Source organism: Streptosporangium sp. 'caverna' (assembly GCF_003203775.1).
Lineage (GTDB): Bacteria > Actinomycetota > Actinomycetes > Streptosporangiales > Streptosporangiaceae > Streptosporangium > Streptosporangium subroseum.
The window spans coordinates 2,777,720-2,797,593 of the sequence record NZ_CP029711.1; the positions used below are offsets into that span (position 1 = coordinate 2,777,720).

15 protein-coding genes are annotated in these 19,874 nt (G+C 70.5%); 13 read left to right on the forward strand and 2 right to left on the reverse strand.

Annotation, left to right across the window (positions count from 1 at the left end):
* Positions 1–138 precede the first annotated feature (138 nt).
* From carA to metK, 11 genes are all read left to right on the forward strand, one after another.
* A complete protein-coding gene (carA, locus tag DKM19_RS12255; protein ID WP_239514208.1) occupies positions 139–1,326 on the forward strand; it encodes a glutamine-hydrolyzing carbamoyl-phosphate synthase small subunit in 1,188 nt (395 codons plus the stop codon).
* Entirely contained in the window at positions 1,319–4,615 is a 3,297-nt protein-coding gene (gene carB / locus DKM19_RS12260) for a carbamoyl-phosphate synthase large subunit (RefSeq protein ID WP_110695805.1), read from the forward strand. The genes carA and carB overlap by 8 nt, the downstream gene beginning before the upstream one ends.
* An 85-nt stretch (positions 4,616–4,700) precedes the next feature.
* Positions 4,701–5,534 carry a dihydroorotate dehydrogenase electron transfer subunit gene (locus DKM19_RS12265; protein WP_239514209.1) on the forward strand — a complete coding sequence of 278 codons (834 nt, stop codon included), beginning with the start codon at positions 4,701–4,703 and terminating at the stop codon, positions 5,532–5,534.
* Positions 5,524–6,498 (forward strand): dihydroorotate dehydrogenase, encoded by a 975-nt coding sequence (locus DKM19_RS12270; RefSeq protein WP_110695807.1) that lies wholly within the window; start codon positions 5,524–5,526, stop codon positions 6,496–6,498. Before DKM19_RS12265 ends, DKM19_RS12270 begins: the two co-directional genes overlap by 11 nt.
* A 241-nt stretch (positions 6,499–6,739) precedes the next feature.
* Positions 6,740–7,453 carry an orotidine-5'-phosphate decarboxylase gene (gene pyrF / locus DKM19_RS12275; protein ID WP_110695808.1) on the forward strand — a complete coding sequence of 238 codons (714 nt, stop codon included), beginning with the start codon at positions 6,740–6,742 and terminating at the stop codon, positions 7,451–7,453.
* Positions 7,454–7,638: 185 nt separating this feature from the next.
* Positions 7,639–7,962, forward strand: coding sequence for an integration host factor, actinobacterial type (mihF, locus tag DKM19_RS12280; RefSeq protein ID WP_089206198.1), 324 nt, complete (start codon positions 7,639–7,641; stop codon positions 7,960–7,962).
* 63 nt (positions 7,963–8,025) lie between these two features.
* The gene (gmk, locus tag DKM19_RS12285; protein ID WP_110695809.1) at positions 8,026–8,733 is read left to right on the forward strand and encodes a guanylate kinase; all 708 of its coding nucleotides are present in this window, start codon (positions 8,026–8,028) and stop codon (positions 8,731–8,733) included.
* 12 nt (positions 8,734–8,745) lie between these two features.
* A complete protein-coding gene (gene rpoZ / locus DKM19_RS12290; protein ID WP_030909981.1) occupies positions 8,746–9,009 on the forward strand; it encodes a DNA-directed RNA polymerase subunit omega in 264 nt (87 codons plus the stop codon).
* A 7-nt stretch (positions 9,010–9,016) separates the two neighbouring features.
* Positions 9,017–10,237 (forward strand): bifunctional phosphopantothenoylcysteine decarboxylase/phosphopantothenate--cysteine ligase CoaBC, encoded by a 1,221-nt coding sequence (gene coaBC / locus DKM19_RS12295; protein ID WP_110695810.1) that lies wholly within the window; start codon positions 9,017–9,019, stop codon positions 10,235–10,237.
* 88 nt (positions 10,238–10,325) lie between these two features.
* Positions 10,326–10,721, forward strand: a complete 396-nt coding sequence (locus DKM19_RS12300; protein ID WP_110695811.1) for a hypothetical protein — start codon at positions 10,326–10,328, stop codon at positions 10,719–10,721.
* A 314-nt stretch (positions 10,722–11,035) separates the two neighbouring features.
* Positions 11,036–12,223: a methionine adenosyltransferase gene (metK, locus tag DKM19_RS12305; protein ID WP_110695812.1), complete on the forward strand. Its 1,188-nt coding sequence runs from the start codon at positions 11,036–11,038 to the stop codon at positions 12,221–12,223.
* A gap of 247 nt (positions 12,224–12,470) precedes the next feature.
* Here metK and DKM19_RS12310 read toward each other — a convergent pair whose 3' ends face one another.
* Entirely contained in the window at positions 12,471–13,583 is a 1,113-nt protein-coding gene (locus DKM19_RS12310; RefSeq protein WP_204358766.1) for an NAD(P)/FAD-dependent oxidoreductase, read from the reverse strand.
* Positions 13,584–13,800: 217 nt separating this feature from the next.
* A complete protein-coding gene (locus DKM19_RS12315; protein ID WP_204358767.1) occupies positions 13,801–15,159 on the reverse strand; it encodes a M14 family zinc carboxypeptidase in 1,359 nt (452 codons plus the stop codon).
* 690 nt (positions 15,160–15,849) lie between these two features.
* Here DKM19_RS12315 and DKM19_RS12320 point away from each other — a divergent pair.
* On the forward strand, positions 15,850–18,141 hold the full coding sequence (locus tag DKM19_RS12320) for a primosomal protein N' (protein ID WP_369988703.1): 2,292 nt from the start codon (positions 15,850–15,852) through the stop codon (positions 18,139–18,141).
* Positions 18,142–18,205: 64 nt separating this feature from the next.
* Complete coding sequence (locus DKM19_RS12325; RefSeq protein WP_239514211.1) at positions 18,206–19,834, forward strand: hypothetical protein; 1,629 nt, start codon at positions 18,206–18,208, stop codon at positions 19,832–19,834.
* Positions 19,835–19,874: the final 40 nt, after the last annotated feature.

Here is a 19,874-nt window from a genome sequence, read left to right on the forward strand (position 1 = left end):
AACGACGCCGAGGACGCCGAGGACGCTGAGGATGCTGCCGCCGGGTGAGGGCGTCCCACATCGTGGAGAGACGCTCCTCCAGAACATCGGATATTTCATACTTTGCGGAGCAATGACCGAGATGATCGGGGTGTTTGAGTGACCGCAGTGCTTGTGCTGGAAGACGGACGTGTCTTCCACGGGATCCCCTACGGCGCCGAGGGCGAGACCTTCGGCGAGATGGTCTTCAACACGGGGATGACCGGATACCAGGAAACCCTGACCGATCCCTCCTACCACCGCCAGATCGTCGCGATGACCGCGCCGCACATCGGCAACACCGGGATCAACGACGAGGACCCGGAGTCCTCGCGGATCTGGGTCTCCGGCTACGTGGTCCGCGAGCCCGCCCGCGTCTTCTCCAGCTGGCGCGCGGGCCGCTCCCTGGACGACTACCTCAAGGAGCAGGGCGTCGTCGGCATCGCCATCTCCGGCACCCGCGCCCTCACCCGGCACCTGCGCGAGAGGGGCGCCATGCGCGCCGGGGTCTTCTCCGGCGCGGCGCTCGCCCCGGTCGAGGAGCTCCTGGAACGGGTCCTTCGCAGCCCCGGCATGGAGGGCGCGGACCTGGCGCAGCAGGTCTCCACGAAGGAGCCCTACGTCGTCGCCGCGATCGGGGAGAAGCGCTTCACCGTGGCCGCCGTCGACCTCGGCATCAAGTCGATGACCCCGCACCGGATGGCCGAGCGCGGCTGCGAGGTGCACGTCCTGCCGGCCTCCACCACCGCCGGGGAGATCCTCGCGCTCGACCCGGACGGCGTCTTCTTCTCCAACGGCCCCGGCGACCCCGCCACCGCGGACGGGCCGGTCGAAGCGCTTCGAGGGGTCCTGGACGCGGGCATCCCGTTCTTCGGCATCTGCTTCGGCAACCAGATCTTCGGCCGGGCCCTGGGCCTGGGCACCTACAAGCTGCGCTACGGCCACCGCGGGGTCAACCAGCCGGTCCAGGACCGGCGCACCGGCAAGGTGGAGATCTCCGCGCACAACCACGGCTTCGCCGTACAGGCTCCCCTGGAGGGGACCTTCGACACGTCGTACGGCCCGGCGGAGGTCAGCCACGTCAACCTCAACGACGACTGCGTCGAGGGCCTGCGCCTGATCGACCGCCCGGCCTACAGCGTCCAGTACCACCCCGAGGCCGCGGCCGGCCCGCACGACTCCGCGGGTCTGTTCGACGATTTCTGCGCATTGATGGAACAGGCGCGGGGAACAGGGATCGAAGTGGCCGGCGCGGTGCACGAGAGGCCGAGCGTGACCACGAACACGAAGGGAAGCAAGGGTGCCTAAGCGCACGGACATCCAGTCGATCATGGTGATCGGCTCAGGGCCGATCGTGATCGGCCAGGCATGCGAGTTCGACTACTCGGGCACCCAGGCCTGCCGCGTGCTGCGCGCCGAGGGCTTTCGCGTGATCCTCGTCAACAGCAACCCGGCGACGATCATGACGGACCCCGAGTTCGCCGACGCCACCTACGTCGAGCCGATCACCACGGAGATCATCGAGAAGATCATCGCCAAGGAGCGCCCCGACGCGCTGCTGGCCACCCTCGGCGGCCAGACCGCGCTGAACGCCGCGATCGACCTGTACGAGGCCGGGATCCTGGCCAAGTACCAGGTCGAGCTGATCGGCGCCGACGTGGACGCCATCCAGGCCGGCGAGAACCGCGAGCTGTTCAAGGGCATCGTGACCAAGGTCGCGAAGGAGAGCGGACTCAACGCGGAGTCGGCCCGCAGCTTCGTCTGCCACACCATGGACGAGTGCCTGGCCGCCGCGGGCGAGCTGGGCTACCCGGTGGTCGTGCGGCCCTCCTTCACGATGGGCGGAGTCGGCTCCGGGTTCGCCTACGACGAAGGCGAGCTGCGCCGCATCGGGGGAGCGGGCCTCGACGCCTCTCCGACCACCGAGGTGCTCCTGGAGGAGTCCATCATCGGGTGGAAGGAGTACGAGCTCGAGGTCATGCGCGACCGGGCCGACAACGTCGTCATCGTCTGCTCCATCGAGAACATCGACCCGATGGGCGTGCACACCGGCGACAGCGTCACCGTGGCCCCCGCCCTGACCCTCACCGACCGCGAATACCAGAACATGCGCGACGTCGCCATCGCGGTCATCCGCGAGGTCGGCGTCGACACCGGCGGCTGCAACATCCAGTTCGCCGTCGACCCGCGCACCGGGCGCATGATCGTCATCGAGATGAACCCGCGCGTGTCACGTTCCAGCGCGCTCGCCTCGAAGGCCACGGGCTTCCCGATCGCGAAGATCGCGGCGAAGCTGGCCATCGGCTACACCCTGGACGAGATCCCCAACGACATCACCAAGGAGACCCCGGCGTCGTTCGAGCCCTCGCTCGACTACATCGTGGTCAAGGTGCCGCGCTTCGCGTTCGAGAAGTTCGCCGGGGCCGACGCGACCCTGACGACCCACATGAAGTCGGTCGGCGAGGCCATGGCCATCGGCAGGTCCTTCCCCGAGGCCCTGCAGAAGGCGCTGCGCTCGCTGGAGAAGAAGGGGGCGGTCTTCACCTGGGCCGGGGAGCCGGGGGCCAAGGAGGACCTCCTCGCGGCCTGCCGCATCCCGCACGACGGCCGCCTGTTCACCATGCAGCAGGCCATCCGGGCCGGGGCCACCGCCGAGGAGCTCTTCGACGCCACCTCGATCGACCCGTGGTTCCTGGACCAGCTGTACGTGATCGACGAGGTCGCGGCGGAGCTGCGCGAGGCGCCCCAGCTGACCGCCGAGGTGCTGACGAAGGTCAAGCGCCACGGCTTCAGCGACGTGCAGATCGCCGAGCTCCGCGACATGACCGAGCCCCGGGTCCGCGACCTGCGCCACGCGCTCGGCGTCCGGCCGGTCTACAACACCGTCGACACCTGCGCCGCCGAGTTCGCCGCCCAGACGCCCTACCTCTACTCCACCTACGACGAGGAGACCGAGGTCCCGTACGGCGACCGCCCCAAGGTCCTCATCCTCGGCTCGGGGCCCAACCGGATCGGCCAGGGCATCGAGTTCGACTACGCGTGCGTGCACGCCTCCTTCGAGCTGTCGGCGGCGGGCTACGAGACCGTCATGGTCAACTGCAACCCCGAGACGGTCTCCACCGACTACGACACCTCCGACCGGCTCTACTTCGAGCCGCTCACCCTGGAGGACGTCCTGGAGGTCGTCCACGCCGAGCAGCAGACCGGCACGGTCGTGGGCGTCATCGTCCAGCTCGGCGGCCAGACCCCGCTCGGCCTGGCCCAGTCCCTCAAGGACGCCGGGGTCCCGATCGTCGGCACCTCGCCGGAGTCGATCCATCTCGCCGAGGAGCGCGGCGCGTTCGGCCGGGTCCTCGCCGAGGCGGGTCTGCCCGCGCCCAAGCACGGCGTCGCGGTGACCGTGGACGAGGCCCTGGCGATCGCCGAGGAGATCGGCTACCCGGTCCTGGTCCGGCCCTCCTACGTCCTGGGCGGCGCCGGCATGGCCATCGTCTACGACGACGAGACGCTGAGCTCCTACATGGGCAAGGCGGAGGCCGCCAGCGACCACCCGGTGCTGGTGGACAAGTTCCTCGACGAGGCCGTCGAGATCGACGTGGACGCGTTGTTCGACGGCGAGGAGCTCTACCTCGGCGGCGTGATGGAGCACATCGAGGAGGCCGGCATCCACTCCGGCGACTCGGCGTGCTCGCTGCCCCCGATGACGCTCGGCAGCTACGACATCAAGCGCATCCGAGCCGCCACAGAGGCCATCGCCAGGGGCGTGGGCGTGCGCGGCCTGCTGAACGTGCAGTACGCCATGTCGGCCAACATCCTCTACGTGCTGGAGGCCAACCCGCGCGCCAGCCGTACGGTGCCGTTCGTCTCCAAGGCCACGGCGGTGCCGCTGGCCAAGGCGGCGGCCCGCGTGATGATGGGCACCACGGTGGCCGAGCTGCGGGCCGAGGGCATGCTCCCGGCCGAGGGCGACGGCGGCACCATGCCGCTGGACGCGCCCATCGCGGTCAAGGAGGCGGTGCTGCCGTTCAACAGGTTCCGCGGCGTCGACATCGTGCTGGGCCCCGAGATGCGCTCCACGGGCGAGGTCATGGGCATCGACGAGTTCTTCGGCACGGCCTACGCCAAGTCGCAGGCCGCCGCCTACGGATCGCTGCCCGTCAAGGGACGAGCGTTCGTCTCAGTCGCGAACCGGGACAAACGGGCGATGATTTTCCCGGTCAAGGCTCTCGCCGACCTCGGTTTCGAGATCCTGGCCACCGAGGGAACGGCCGAGGTGCTGCGCCGTAACGGCGTCCATGCCAAGATCGTGCGAAAGCAGAGCGAGGGAACCGGATCCGACGGCGAGCCGACCATCGTCCGGCGCATCCTGGATGGGGAGGTGGATCTCATCGTGAACACGCCCTTCGGCAGCCCCGGCCAGTCCGGGCCGCGGCTGGACGGCTACGAGATCCGCACCGCGGCCGTGCTGCGGGGCATTCCCTGCATCACGACCGTCCAGGGCCTGGCCGCGGCGGTGCAGGGCATCCAGGCGATCGTCCGCGGCGACATCGGCGTACGGTCACTTCAGGAGCACGCCAGGCGGTTGCGGAGTAGCTGAGGGGAGGGTTCGTTCCCCTGTGGGGTCGATGCCTTAAGCGGAGGTGAGGGAGACGCCTGTTACTCCGGTACAGGTGACGGGCACGGTGCTGACGACGCGCCGGGTCGACGCCTACCATGCGCTGACCGTGGTGGCGCCCGGCATCGCCGAGCGGTTCCGGCCCGGCCACTTCGTGGGAGTGGCCGTCGGCGGGGCCCAGACGTCGATGCTGACGCGCCGCGCCTTCTCCGTCCACGACGTCAAACCCGACTACGGCGGCACGGTGGAGTTCGTCTTCACCGTGCGAGGCCCGGGCACGGCCTGGCTGGCCGAGCGCCGTGCCCGTGACACCCTGGACCTGGTCGGCCCGCTCGGCCGCCCGTTCCCGTTGCCGCGGGACCCGGTGACCTGCGTCCTGGTCGGAGGGGAGTACGGCTCGGCGACGCTGTTCCCCGTGGCCGACGCCCTCCAGCAGCGCGGCTGCCGCGTCGACTTCGTGCTCGGCGCGGTCTCGGCCGACCGGGTGTTCGGCGCCCTGCGCGCCAGGAGGATGGGGGAGACCACCACGCTGACCACCGAGGACGGATCCGTGGGCATGCGCGGCCGGGTGACCGACGTGCTGCCCGGTGTGATCGCCGACGTCCGGGCCGACGCGGTCTACGCCTGCGGCCCGATGCCGATGCTGCGCGGCGTCACCGCGGTGGCGGTCGAGTTCGACATTCCCGTCCAGGTGGCCGTGGAGGAGCAGATGGCGTGCGGGACCGGCGTCTGCATGACCTGCGTTCTTCCGGTCATCGGAGACGACGGTGTAACCCGGATGGTGCGCTCGTGCGTCGAAGGACCGGTCTTCCGGGGCGAGCGCGTCCGCTTCGACGATGTGGGAACGATCCCGTTCGACGCGCTGGGAGCGCCCGGTGGGGGAACACGGAATGTCGGTTGACATGCGGACGTACCTCGGGCACGTGGAACTGATCAATCCGATCACCACGGCGGCGGGGTGCGCGGCATCGGGCTCCGAGCTCTCCCAGTTCTTCGACCTGGGCCGGATCGGCGCGCTGACCACCCGGTCGATCACGATGGCCCCCAGGGCGGGCCGTCCGACCCCCAGGATGGCGGAGACCCCCTCGGGCATGCTCAACGCCATCGGGCTCCAGGGGCCCGGCGTGGACGCCTTCCTGGAGCGCGAGCTGCCCTGGCTGGACCAGCGGGGCGTCAAGACCGTGGTGTCCATCGCCGGCGGCACCGTGGCCGAATACACCGCGCTCGCCCGCAGGCTCACCGACGCCCCCGGTGTCAGCGCGGTGGAGGTCAACCTGTCCTGCCCCAACATCGAGGACCGGGGCCGGGTCTTCGCCCGAGACGGCGCGGCCTCGGCCGAGGTGATCGCCTCGGTGCGTTCGGTGATGCGCTACGACGTGCCGGTGGTGGCCAAGCTCTCCCCGGACGTGATGGACATCGTGAGCGTCGCCCGCGCGTGCGTGGACGCCGGCGCCGACGCGCTCTCGATGATCAACAACCCGCTCGGCATGAGCATCGACACCGAGGCCATGCGTCCCTCGCTCGCGGCGGTCACCGGCGGCCTGTCGGGCCCCGCCATCCGGCCGCTGGCCGTACGCTGCGTGTGGCAGGTCCACGCCGCCCTGCCCAGCGTGCCCGTCATCGGCATGGGCGGCGTGCTGACCGGCAGGGACGCCTTCGAACTCATCCTCGCGGGCGCCTGCGTCGTCGCTGTGGGCACGGCGCTGTTCCACGACCCATATGCCTGCCTGCGCATCCTGCGCGAGCTGGAGGAGCTCCTGGCCGCCCGGGGGTTCCATCGGCTGGCGGACGCGGTCGGGCTGGCCCATCGCCCGCCGGGGGCGGCCACCCGGCATCGGACGGACCTGGAGGAGAGCTCTCTTTAGACATCCCTCCCGGCCCTGCGGGCCGGGAGACCCGGCCGAGGCCGGATGGTTCGCGGTTCGCAGGCCCCGCCCAGCGGCCGGAGGCCTCTCCGCGCAGCCACCTCGCGCCTCAGAGCCGTCGGGCACGCCGACGGCCGGCCCTATGCCACCGACGGACCCAGACCAGCGAAAGGAACTCACAGATTCCGATGAACGCCACTCCTCACCGGCTCGAAGACCGAAGCATCCCGGCGGACCCCCGATGACGCCCGCGCCCATCGCCGTCGCCCTGGACGCCCCGGACCTCGAGACCGCGGCCCGCTGGGCGAGCCTGGTGACGCCCCACGTCAGCACGGTCAAGGTCGGGCTCGAACTCTATCTCCGCTACGGTCCCGACGTGATCGCCTCGATCCGCGGGGCGAGCGGCGTGCGGTTGTTCCTGGATCTGAAGCTCCATGACATCCCGAACACCGTCGCGGGCGCGGCCGGCGCCGTGGCCCGGCTCAAACCCGCCATCCTGACCGTCCACGCGACCGGGGGCCCCGCGATGATCGAGGCGGCGGTGAACGCCCTGCCCAACACCCAGATCGCGGCGGTGACGCTTCTCACATCGCTCTCCGAGGCCGACCTGGAGCGGATCGGTGTGAACGGTCCCGCGAGTGACGCCGTGCGCCGCCTGGCGGTCATGGCCGTCGGCGCGGGCGCCCAGGCCCTCGTCTGCTCGCCGCATGAGATCACCACGGTGCGCGCGGAGGTCGGGCCGGACATCACCCTGATCATTCCCGGTGTCCGCCCCGCCGGCACCGCGAGCCAGGATCAGGTAAGAGTAGCGACTCCCGAGCAGGCTTTCGCCGACGGGGCGGATCTTCTCGTGATCGGCCGTCCGATCACCGGCTCCGCCGACCCCGGCGCGACGGCCGCGGGGATCGCCGCGTCGCTCCGGCGCACCTCTGCGGCCACCGGACGGCGATCATGATCCAACCCCTGAAAACGCGGCGTTGAGCGTAGTTTCGTAGACGGAACGCGACGGCATGGTTACGTAAAGTCACGAAGTAGATTTTCTCAAGGAAGAAAGTGGCCTTGACGTTGCTTGAAGCGCCATGACCAGCTAGTTTCCCTTCCCGTCCGAGTACATCGACAGGAAATTCGAGGTGACCCGGCGTGGCTCTTCCTCCCCTTACCCCTGAGCAGCGCGCCGCAGCCCTAGAGAAGGCTGCGAAGGCACGAAAAGAGCGTGCCGAGGTGAAAAACCGCCTTAAGCACGGTGCGGTCTCTCTGACTGAGGTGCTCAAAGACGGGCAGGCCGACGACGTCATCGGCAAGATGAAGGTTTCGGCTCTTCTGGAGTCGCTTCCCGGCGTGGGCAAGGTCCGCGCCAAGCAGCTCATGGAGCGGCTTGGCATCGCAGATTCCCGCCGCGTGCGGGGTCTCGGTACCAACCAGCGAGCTGCGCTCGAGCGTGAGTTCGGCGGGGCCGAGAGCTAATCTCGGTTCAGTACGAACACATTCACCCCGCATCCGCGGGGAAGGCATCACGGGGGGTTTGGAGTGACCGGAACGTCGTGGCCCGATGCGAGTCGGGCTCCGGAGGCAACCGCGAAGAGCGGGTCCGGTCGCGCCACATCCCCTGTCGGGAGTCCGGAGAAGGCGCGAGCCTTCGCCGGACTTCCGACGGGTAACCGCCTCACGGTCCTCTCCGGACCGTCGGGCGTCGGCAAGTCCACGGTCGTCGCCGAGCTTCGGCGGGCACACCCCGAGGTGTGGCTGTCGGTCTCGGTGACCACCAGGAAACCCCGCCCCGGTGAGGTCCACGGGGTCGAATACTTCTTCGCCGACGAGGCGGAGTTCGATCGCCTCGCCGCCTCCGGCGAGCTGTTGGAGTGGGCCGAGTTCGCCGGCAACAAGTACGGCACGCCGCGGGGTCCGGTGCTCTCCAAGCTCGCCGCCGGGGTGCCCACGCTGCTGGAGATCGACCTGCAGGGCGCCCGGCAGGTCCGTGCGACCATGCCGGAGGCAATCCTGATCTTCCTGGCCCCCCCGACCTGGGAGGAGCTGGAGAAGCGCCTGCGCGGCCGCGGCACGGAGCCCGAGGACGTCATCGCGCGCCGCCTCGCCGCGGGCCGGATCGAGATGGCCGCCGAGCAGGAGTTCGACCTGACTCTGGTCAACACATCCGTCCAGGATGTGTGTCATCGGCTGATAGCCTTGTTGGCTGATGCTCCCGAGGCCTCACGCCCCGGACGTTCACCTAGCTAGGGGAAACACAACGTGGCAACCAGCGCCGCCTATTCCGAAGGCATCACCAACCCGTCGATCGACGCGCTGCTCGACATCGTCGACAGCAAGTACAGCCTTGTGATCTTCGGCTCCAAGCGGGCGCGTCAGATCAACGCCTACTATTCCCAGCTCGGCGAGGGCCTGCTGGAATACGTCGGCCCGCTCGTGGAGACCCACGCCCAGGAGAAGCCGCTGTCCATCGCGCTGCGCGAGGTCAGCGAGGGGCTGCTCACCTCCGAGCCGATCGAGGGCTAGTCCCCCCGTGCCGACGCCTGACGGTTGCAAACCCGGTGTCGTCCTCGGGGTGAGCGCGGGCATCGCCGCCTACAAGGCGTGCGAGCTGCTCCGCCTCTTCACCGAGTCCGGTCACGACGTCCGCGTCGTGCCGACGAGGGAGGCGCTCCGCTTCGTCGGCGAGCCGACCTGGGCGGCCCTCTCCGGCAACCCGGTGACGACCGACGTCTGGGAATCCGTGCACGAGGTGCCCCACGTCCGGATCGGACAGGGCGCCGACCTGGTGGTGGTCGCACCGGCCACCGCCGACGTGCTCGCCAAGGCCGCCCACGGCCTGGCGGGCGACCTGCTCACCAACACCCTGCTCACCGCGCGGTGCCCGGTGGTGTTCGCCCCGGCGATGCACACCGAGATGTGGGAGCACCCCGCGACCCGGGCGAACGTCGCCACGCTCCGCGAACGCGGGGCGATCGTCATCGATCCCGCCGTGGGCCGCCTGACCGGCGCCGACACGGGCCCGGGCCGGCTGCCGGACCCCAAGGAGATCTTCGAGGTCTGCCGGCGGATCCTCACCGGGCGGGCCGCGGACCTGGCGGGCCGCCGCCTGGTGATCTCCGCCGGCGGCACCCGCGAGGCCATCGATCCGGTCCGTTTCATCGGCAACCGCTCCTCCGGTCTCCAGGGCTACGCGCTGGCCCGCACGGCGATCGCCAGAGGCGCGGAGGTCACGCTCGTGGCCGCCAACGTGGCCCTGCCCGATCCGGCCGGCGCCAGGATGGTCCGGGTGGAGTCGGCCCTGGAGCTGCGCGCCGCCGTGCTGGACGCGGTGGAGGGCGCCGACGCCGTGGTCATGGCCGCCGCCGTCGCCGACTTCCGGCCCTCGGCACAGAGCGGGTCGAAGATCAAGAAGACCTCGGCGGAGCCTGACTCAATTCATCTGGTGAAAAATCCAGACATCCTTGCCGAGCTGGGCGAGCGCCGCCGCGAGGGGCTCAAGCCGTACCCGCAGGTGATCGTGGGGTTCGCGGCCGAGACCGACGACGTCCTCGCCAACGGGCGGGCCAAACTCGCCCGCAAGGGCTGTGACCTGCTCGTCGTCAACCAGGTCGGCGAAAATCTCGCCTTCGGCACCCCGGACAACGCGGCGGTGGTCCTGGTCGCGGACGGTGACCAGGTGGACATCCCGCGCGGTCCCAAAGAGGCGCTCGCCGACGTGGTCTGGGATCTCGTGGCCGCACGTCTTCTCTGATCTGCCTGATCTGCTTGCCCGGGATCTTCTCTCGACGGATACTGCGTCCGAGATGACCTGGAACGTTGCAGTAGGGAGGGATTTGACCATGCCGGTTCCCGCCGCTGTCAGAGCTCGTTGCCGCGCGCTGCTCCCTCCCGGGGAAGACCTGCGCTACATCCTGCCCGCAACGTCGGCGAGCTTCCCGGAGACGGCGTCCTTCCTGATCGCGATCACCGACCGCTCCATCTGCGTGATGTCCACGCTGCCCACGCTCTCCCCGCTCTCCACCGGGTTCTCCGACCGGAACCTGCCGACCGCGGTCTACGCCACCCATTCCCGGCGGACCCGGCTCGGCCCGGTGGAGTTCTCCGCGGGCGCGGCCATCGAGTTCGGAGGCATGGTGTTCAAGGTCGACGAGGAGTACGTGGCGGTGATCTGCGCCGCCGACACCGAGGTGTTCGCGCCCGAGACGCTGCCCCCGGACCCGCTTCCCCACCTCTGACGAGTGTCCGGTCCCTTCGGCCTCCGGCCGGGACCTCGGCCGCTGACGGGGGTTCTGACGGAGGCTCCAGCGAAGTTGATTCGGGGGCTTTCTCCCTGATCAGGACGTACTCGATTTGGTAAGATAGCTCCAGGTGAAGACCTGATTGTCCGGCCTCTGCCTCCCGCCGAGGCGGACCGACACGCGTTAGCCGGATACGAGATGGTTTCGCGACGCCACTCCAGGTGGGGCTAGACTTCGGCGAAGCGCTACTGGTGTCCTGTCGACGCCAGAGCCCCCAGACGCCAGCAGCCGCTGCATGAGGAGCCACTGACTTGTCCCGTCGCCTTTTCACCTCCGAGTCGGTCACAGAGGGCCACCCGGACAAGATCGCCGACCAGATCAGTGACGCGATTCTCGACGCCATGCTCAAGGGTGATCCCAAGAGCCGTGTCGCCGTCGAGACGCTGATCACCACCGGTCAGGTCCACGTCGCCGGAGAGGTGACGACGGAGACCTACGTCGACATCCCCGGTCTGATCCGGGAAAAGATTCTCGAGATCGGCTACGACGCCTCCCACAAGGGCTTCGACGGCGCCTCCTGCGGCGTGTCGGTGTCCATCGGCGCTCAGTCGCCCGACATCGCCCAGGGCGTCGACGACGCCTACGAGGCCCGCGAGGGTGAGGGCATCGACGAGCTCGACCGTCAGGGCGCCGGCGACCAGGGCCTGATGTTCGGCTACGCCTGCCGCGAGACGCCCGAGCTGATGCCGCTGCCGATCCAGCTGGCACACCGCCTCGCCGAGCGCCTGTCGCAGGTCCGCAAGGACGGCACCGTTCCGTACCTGCGCCCCGACGGCAAGACCCAGGTCACCATCGAGTACGACGGCGACAGGCCGGTCCGCCTCGACACCGTGGTGGTCTCCACCCAGCACGCGGCCGAGATCGACCTCAAGGAGATGCTCGCGCCGGACATCAAGGAGCACGTGGTCGACCCGGTGCTCGCCGGCCTGGAGATCGACACCGAGGGCTACCGCCTGCTGGTCAACCCGACCGGACGCTTTGAGATCGGCGGCCCGATGGGCGACGCCGGCCTGACCGGCCGCAAGATCATCGTTGACACCTACGGCGGCATGGCCCGCCACGGCGGCGGCGCCTTCTCCGGCAAGGACCCGTCCAAGGTCGACCGCTCGGCCGCCTACGCCATGCGCTGGGTCGCCAAGAACATCGTGGCCGCCGGTCTGGCCGACCGCGCCGAGGTCCAGGTCGCCTACGCCATCGGCAAGGCACACCCGGTCGGCGTGTTCGTGGAGACCTTCGGCACCGAGAAGATCGAGACCGAGAAGATCCAGGAAGCCGTGCTCAAGGTCTTCGACCTCCGCCCGGCCGCGATCATCCGTGACCTCGACCTGCTCCGCCCGATCTACTCGGCCACCTCCGCCTACGGGCACTTCGGCCGGGAGGGCTTCTCCTGGGAGTCCACCGACCGCGCCGAGAGCCTGCGCGCGGCCGCCGGTCTCTGACCTCAGCCTGTGGGACGGCCCCCGTGAGACTTCTCACGGGGGCCGTCCCATGCCCGGGCCGGCTGCGCCTCCGGCCACTCCGCGTCCTACGTCGGCTCGAAGGCCTGAGCCGTCGGCGGGGGCGGGCGTACGGATCGGAGCGTTCCGCGTGGTGCCGCGTCTGCCACCCACCCCGCGCCGGACAACGCGCTCTGCGAGAGGCCGCGTGGGCGGCACGGGAAATCTCCGGTTCAGGCCGGAGAGGAGGTCACATGCCGGCCGGTATGACCGGGTGGCGCTGGACGATGATCGTGCTGCGCACGATGGCCTCCTTGTACAGCGCCGCCGTACGCCCGGTGAGCACGGTGGCGCGCGGGCTGTCGTCGGCGTTGACAAACTGGATGAGCCCGTCGCGCCGGCCCAGGCTGATGCACTGGTTGAAGTAGCGGAAGTGCAGCGGTCGTGGCTCGCGTCCGGACAGGCGGTCGGCGAGGGCGCGGACGGCCTGCTGCGCGGTCGGCAGTCCGGTCGCGCACGCCATGCGCAACTCCTGCCCGTCCGGCCGGTGGATGGCCGCCGCGTCCCCGATCCCGTAGACCTCCGGGTGCGAGGTCGAGCGGAGCGTCTCATCCACGATCATGCGGCCGTGCCCGTCGACGGCGAACCCGGCCTCGCGAGCCAGGTGCGGCACCCGGAAACCGGTCGTCCACACGACGGTGTCGGCGCCGATGTGCTCGCCGCCCTCCAGCAGCAGACCGTCCGCGCGGACCTCGGCCACCCGGACGCTCTCCCGGACGTCGATGCCGAGGCGATGGAAGGTTCGCCGCAGGTAGCGCCGGCCGCGCTCCGACAGCGAGCCGCCCAGAACGCCACCGGTCACCAGCTTCACCCTCAACCCCGGGTGGGTCTCCGCCAGCTCGGTGGCGGCCTCGATGCCGGTCAGCCCGCCTCCGACCACGGCGATCACCTCGGCCTCGCCCACGCGCTCTCTCAGGCGCAACGCCCGATCGGGCTCGATGACGCTGTAGGCGTGCTCGGCCACGCCGGGAACGGAGTCGAGATCGGCCTGGCTGCCCAGGGCGTAGATCAGGATGTCGTAGCCCGCGGCCTGGGACGCCCGCTCCAACCGTACGGTCCGCTCCGCCGCGTCGATCTCCGTCACGCGGTCGACGACGAGCTCCACCCCCGTGCCCTTGAGGAGATCTCTCAGCGGGAGGTCCCGGAGCCGCTGGCCCGCCGCGAGCTGGTGCAGCCGTACCCGCTCGACGAACCGATCGCTCGCGTTGATCAGCGTTACCTCGGTGTCCGTCCACCTGGCCGCCAGCTTGGCGGCGGTGAGCCCCGAGTAACCGGCGCCGAGGACCACAGTACGGAGTGTCATTTCTTGTTCCCTTCGTCGCCTTAAGAACCGGCGACCGGGATCATCCGTGACAGCGTCCCCTGTGAGTTGGATCACGTAACCGGCCGACGTCTCCGCCGGAGAGGTCCTCGCGCGCGGCGTGTCCGACGAGGCGCTGGGACGCGGAGATCCACCGGCTCGGGCGGCGGCCCGTCGTGATCGTCGTCGCCGGGCCCGAGGGATACGTCTCGCCGTCCCTCTACCGGGCGGAGCCGTATGTCCCGGCAGCGTGGGCGGCTCCGGCGAGGATGCCGCCGTACTGGATGGCGACGAGGTGGCGGATCGGGATCGTCTCGTCGGGAGTGCCCGCCTCGGCTTCGGCGCACCAGGTGGCGTAGGTCTCGGACAGCGCGCGTGCGTGCGCCCGGATGGCCGGGGTGCCGTTGCCGATGGCCATCTCGCCCTCCAGCGCGCGCAGCAACATTCCGCCGAACCGCAGCCGTGTGCTGTGCACGAGCTGGTGGCAGGACTGCTGTTCGGCCACGGTGGCGGGCCGATCGGCGGTCGGCTCCTTGGCCCGGTACAGGGCGGTGGAGGCTGTTTCCTCGAGCAGCGGGACGGAGAACCTGCTCGCGCGGATGAACGGGGAGTCGGCCCTCAGGTCGGACGCCACGGCGGTCATCGTGTCGTCGAGTACGGCGAACGTCTCGCGCAGCTCCGCCCCGTGAGCCCGGAGCAGGTCGGAGTAGACGATTCCGGCGGGGGAGTGGTCGTCCGCAGCGGGGTCCCTCCAGTAGGGCAGTTCCGCGGCCAGGCAGAGCGTGCCGTACCGGGCCGCGTAGGAGTCGCTGGCACCGCCTCCGACCTGTTCCATCGGGTCCTGCCCGAGCGCCTCGAGGTAGTCGTAGGCGTCCTCCAGGCGGGGAGTCAGGAAGACGGCCTCGTCCAGCCTCCGTAACGAGGGATGCTCGGCCTCGCCTCCGTGCAGAGGCACGCCGTACCGGCCGGGCAGCGCCTTGAGCACGGACTGGAGCTCGGGAACCGGGCGGCTGAGGTAGAAGTAGGCCCCGCCCATCTCGCTGTTGTGCAGGTTGCTCATGAACGCCGGACGGGTCTCGTCGATCAGCCGCATCAGCGCCAGCGTCTCGGGTATCACCCGGTCGAAGTAAGCGTTCTTGTAGGAGAACGGAAAGGTCCATTCGACCTGTTCGTCGCCGGCCGGCCGGTAGAAGTGCCTGCCGTAGTGGGCCTTGGTGAACGGCCCGGCGAACCATCCCTCGTTGAGCCGGGTCCCGTCCGGGTCCAGGCAGCCCACGATGTGCCAGGTGTATCCGGTGGACTCGCGCAACGTGGCGTCCTGGCACATGCGGGTCGCGAGGTGGACCACGGTGAGCCCGCCGATCGGCTCGTTGGGATGCGGCATCGCACCGATCAGCGCGTGGCGCGGTCCGTCGCCGACGGTCAGGCAGAGGATCGGCTCGCCCAGGCTGGAGCTGCCCACCCGCCGTAGCGAGGCGACGCCGGGGTGGTCGGCGGCCAGCCGGGTGAGGGCGGCCACGACCTCGTCCACGGTGGCGAATCGGTGGTAGTCGGGAACAGAGTCGAGTTCGTCACTCATCAGGGGGTCCATCACCTCTCACAGCGTGCCGGCCACGCTCCCGGAGGACACCGTGGTGGTTTCCAAGGTCAGAAGCCAGCATTTGTCGTAACCATCAAGCAGCCGCCATAAAAGGGATGAACTGCTTCAATAGGACACTTCTGGGTGGTGTCCATGGGACCCGTGGGGAAGGATCGACGTGTCGGCGCCCGGACCTGCTACCCGATGGCGCGGCCCTACCGGCCGTCGCTGGGCCAGGTACTGGAAACGCTGGGAGGCGCTGCGCTCTCGGCGGCCTGTCTTCCGGACGACCGGCATCTCACCGTCGGCGAGCCCATCGTGCGCGACCTCGACGACTCCCCGGAGGCGTCCTGCCGGCGGGGGGCTCACGGGTCACCAGCCCGGCCACCCTGGAGCTCCTGCGGCGGGCGGACAGGGAAGCATACCACGCCGTGGTCGTCAAGCCCCGATGCTGGAAGGCCGTGGAGAACCGCTCCCGGCTGCCGCCCGCCCTGGACCCCGGAACCGTGCCCGGCCACCTGGTGGCCTGCCACCTCGCGGACCGGTGACCGCCGCGGGTCTCGGATCTCGCCGTCGCCGCCCCTCTCACGCGGTGGACGGCCCGGTGGACGGCCGCGGCCTCGAACAGGGGCCCGTCTGTTTCGGTGCTCAAGCGCCAAGACGGCTTCCGGCATCTGGTAGGACATGTGGGTGACCCACGCCAGCCCCTCGTCGGACGACGACGCCCTGCTACCGCTCGACGCCGTGCGCGCGCGGCCCGTGCCGGGCGGTGCCGCGACGGCGCGGGCCAGGGCGGCCAGGGCCGTCAGAGCTGCCGAGACCCCCAGGACCGCCGCCACGGCCAGGGTGCCCAAGACGGACGCCCCGGCCAGGGGGATGCCGGAGCCCGCCGCGGTGCTGCCGGTCGCGCGGGTCGCCGTGGACATGCCGCTGCCGCATCTGGACCGTCCGTTCGACTACTTCGTCCCCGCGGCCCTGGACGCCGACGCGGTGCCCGGCGCCCGGGTCAGGGTCCGGTTCGCGGGCAAGCTCGTCGACGGGTTCCTGCTGGAGCGGGCGGAGACCACCGAGCACGAGGGCAAGCTGGCCCGCCTGGAGAAAGTCGTCTCCGCCGAGCCCGTGCTCACCCCCGAGATCGTCCTGCTGGCCCGCGCGGTGGCCGACCGTTACGCCGGAACCCTGGCCGACGTCCTCCGCCTGGCCGTACCGCCCCGTCACGCCAGGGTGGAGGCGGAGGGCATGGCCGCACCTCCGGAACCGGACGCGGAGGCGGAGGCGCCTACGGGAACGGAGGCGGCAGTTCATCCGGAACAGGACGCGGCGGTGTGTGCGGGAACGGACGCGGCAGTTCATCCGGAACAGGACGCGTCGGTTCATACGGGAACGGACGCCGCGTGTCCGGATGTGGATCGAGGCCCCGGACCGTGGGCGGACTACCCGGACGGGGAGTCGTTCCTGGCGGCCCTCGCCGACGGACGGTCGCCGCGGGCCGTGTGGACCGCTCTGCCCGGGATGGGCGAGGGCGGGCCCGCGTGGGCGACGGCGGTGGCGACGGCCGTGCGGGAGACCCTCCGAGGGGGCAGGGGGGCCCTCGTGGTGCTTCCCGACGGGAAGGACGTGGCGCTGGCCGACGCGGCGCTGAGCGCGGCCCTGGGGTCCGGGACGCACGTGGCGCTGACCGCCGATCTGGGGCCCGCCGAGCGCTACCGGCGGTGGCTGCGGGTGCTCCGGGGACAGGCGCGGGTCGCGGTCGGCACCAGGGCGGCGGCGTTCGCCCCGGTCAGGGATCTCGGGCTGGTGGTGATCTGGGACGACGGGGACGACCTGCATGCCGAGCGGCTCGCGCCGTACCCGCACACCAGGGAGATCCTCTCCCTCCGTGCACACCAGGCGCGCGCGGGCCTGCTCATCGGGGGATACGCCCGTACGGCGGAGGCCACCCAGCTCATCGCCACCGGCTGGGCGGGGCCCATCGCCGCCGCCCGCGAAACGGTCAGGAACAGGGCTCCGAGGGTCCATCCCGCGGGAGAGGACTCGGAGCTGGCCAAGGACGAGGCGGCCAGGGCGGCGCGGCTGCCCAGCCTCGCCTGGCGGACGCTGCGCGCCGGCCTGGAGAGCGGTCCGGTGCTGGTGCAGGTCCCCCGGCGGGGCTACCTGCCCGCGCTGGCGTGCCAGAACTGCCGGGCCCCGGCGCGCTGCGGGCACTGCAGGGGACCGCTCGCGCTGCGCAGCGGTCATGCCGTCCCCTACTGCCGCTGGTGCGGCCGGATCGCGGGGGAGTGGCGGTGCTCGGCCTGCGGTGCGTCCCGGGTGCGGGCGCAGGTGATCGGCGCCCGCCGTACGGCCGAGGAGCTGGGCAGGGCCTTCCCCTCGGTCAAGGTCAGGACCTCGGGCAAGGAGGGGGTGCTCGCCACGGTCGGCGCCGGTCGCGCGCTGGTGGTGGCCACCCCGGGGGCCGAGCCGGTGGCCGAGGGCGGTTACGCGGCCGCGGTGCTGCTGGACGGATGGGCGCTGCTCGGCCGGCCCGATCTGCGGGTCGGCGAGGAGACGTTGCGCCGGTGGATGAACGCGGCGGCGCTGCTGCGGCCCCGGGCCGAACTGGTGGTGATGGCGGACTCCTCGGTGCTCGCCGTCCAGGCGCTGCTGCGCTGGGATCCCATCACCCATGCCGAACGGGAACTGGCCGAGAGGACAGAACTAGGTTTCCCCCCTGCGGTAAGGCTGGCGACCCTTACGGGGTCTCCCGCGGCGGTGCGGGAAATGCTCGGCGAGGTGGTTCTGCCCGGTGAGGCGCAGGTTCTCGGACCGGTTCCCGTGGACGCGCCCAGGGGGGACGAAGTGCGAGAACGCGCCATGGTGCGGGTCCCGCGAGGGTCCGGATCGGCCCTGGCCGCCGCGCTGAAAGGGGCCGTCGGAGTGCGCTCCGCACGTAAGGCTTCGGAGGTCGTCAGGGTATGCATTGACCCCCTCGATGTGATTTGAGTTATTTCCCCGATTCGCGGTGCTGGCAGTAAGCCGTTAATTTTCCCCTGTGTCGATCGAATGGGTGAATCGGGCCGTAGACGACCTGCGCGCGTGGGGGCGTGCGCATGGCCTGGATGTTGACGTGGACGAGGTACGGCTGCTCTGCGACTACGCGAGCGACTATCTGGACGTGAACGAGCTGGGTGACTTCACCCCGGTCGCCTTCGAGGAACTGCTGCTCAACATCTACCCCCGCAAGGTCATCGCCCCGCCGGAAAGTGCCTCCGAGACCGTCGCCGCGGCTCGCACGCTGGTCGACTTCCTGCTCGCGACCGAGGAGATCGGCGGCAAGATGGCCGTCCGCATGCGGGTCGTCCTGGACAGGATCGAGCCCGAGATGCCGGTCGCGCTCGCCGACACCTCCCGGTTCGGCATGGCCAAGAGCCTGTTCAGCGCGATGGGCGCCGACTCGCTGGAGCAGGGCGACGTCTCGCTGTCGGCGGTGGAGGAACCCGTCTCCGAGGCCTGTGACTGCCCCGGCTGCTCCCCGCTTCCCCCGGTACGGCTCGCGCCCCGAGAGACGCTCGCCGGGAGCGTCCTGCGGGTGCCCCTGGTGACCGACGTCCGGCGGCTGGTCCAGTGGATGCTGGCCGGGGGCCGCACGCCGACCCTCAAGGGACGGCTCAGGGTCCGCGACGCCGCCGAGGCCACCGCGCAGCTCGCGGTGGCCGATCCCGCGCTCCTGTGGAACCTGGCCGTCTACACCGGGCTGGTCGAGGTGGAGGGCGCCGCCATCTTCGACGGCGAGGACTTCGACCCGCTCGGCACGTGGGCGGCGGTGGTGGAGTTCGTCGTGGAGAAGGAGACCGGCGGCGCCGTCACCGGCGACAGCTCCCTCGACGAGGAGCTCTACGGCCTGTGCGACATGCTCTACCGCCTGCAGGCGCCGGTGCCGATCCCCCTCGTCACGGAGTACCTCGAGGAGATCGGGCTGACCGAGGACGGGGAGATCGACGTCCAGGACGTCGTGCGGCGGCTGGCCTACTGCGGGCTGGCCGAGCCGGGAGACGAGGTCCTGGAGCTGACCCCGCTGGCCCTGTGGGGCCTGCGGGAGCTCTACGCGGACCTGGGCATCGAGGCGCCCGAGGCCGCCGACCTGACCGTCGCCGACGCGTCGGAGCTCATCGAGGGACTGCTCTCCGGGATACCCACCGAGATGGCCGAGGCCGACATCGAGGGCTGGCTGGAGAACAGGACCCCGGCCGAGGCCGCCGCGGAGCTGCTGGGCGCCGCCTCCGGCGCCCCCTCGATCGCCCGGGGCATCGCGGTGACGATCGTCGACCGGCTCGGCCCCGACGCCGAGGCCGCGGTGCGCGCCTACCTGGAGGAGGCGGAGCTGCGCCCGCACGCCATCCACTGGCTGTCCGCCCGGGGCCTGGCCGCCCCGGCGCTCACCCAGGAGGAGGTGCTCTGGATGAGCGTGGACATGCTCGCCCTGGCCATGCCCGCCGCCGAGGACGACCCGGAGACGTTCGCCGAGAACATGTCGGCGTCCGGCCCGTCGGCACACGTGATCGAGGAGATGTGGCGGGTCGACCACCCGGACGTCGTCGACGTCCTTGAGCTGCTGGGACGCTCCCTGGAGGACCAGAACACGGCCAAGGCGGCCCGTAAGGCGGCCTTCAAAGCGCGTTCACGCGCGATCGGTTGAGCCGTGTATGTGTGAGGCTCGAGTGCAGTAAGTTTCACGG

What these genes read in the sequence shown, in the direction of transcription:
- DKM19_RS12270 (WP_110695807.1), top strand. Translation starts at nt 5,524, where the DNA reads ATGTCGGTTGACATGCGGACGTACCTCGGGCACGTGGAACTGATCAAT.
- DKM19_RS12300 (WP_110695811.1), top strand. Translation starts at nt 10,326, where the DNA reads ATGCCGGTTCCCGCCGCTGTCAGAGCTCGTTGCCGCGCGCTGCTCCCT.
- DKM19_RS12310 (WP_204358766.1), bottom strand. Translation starts at nt 13,583, where the DNA reads ATGACACTCCGTACTGTGGTCCTCGGCGCCGGTTACTCGGGGCTCACC.
- pyrF (WP_110695808.1), top strand. Translation starts at nt 6,740, where the DNA reads ATGACGCCCGCGCCCATCGCCGTCGCCCTGGACGCCCCGGACCTCGAG.
- DKM19_RS12315 (WP_204358767.1), bottom strand. Translation starts at nt 15,159, where the DNA reads ATGAGTGACGAACTCGACTCTGTTCCCGACTACCACCGATTCGCCACC.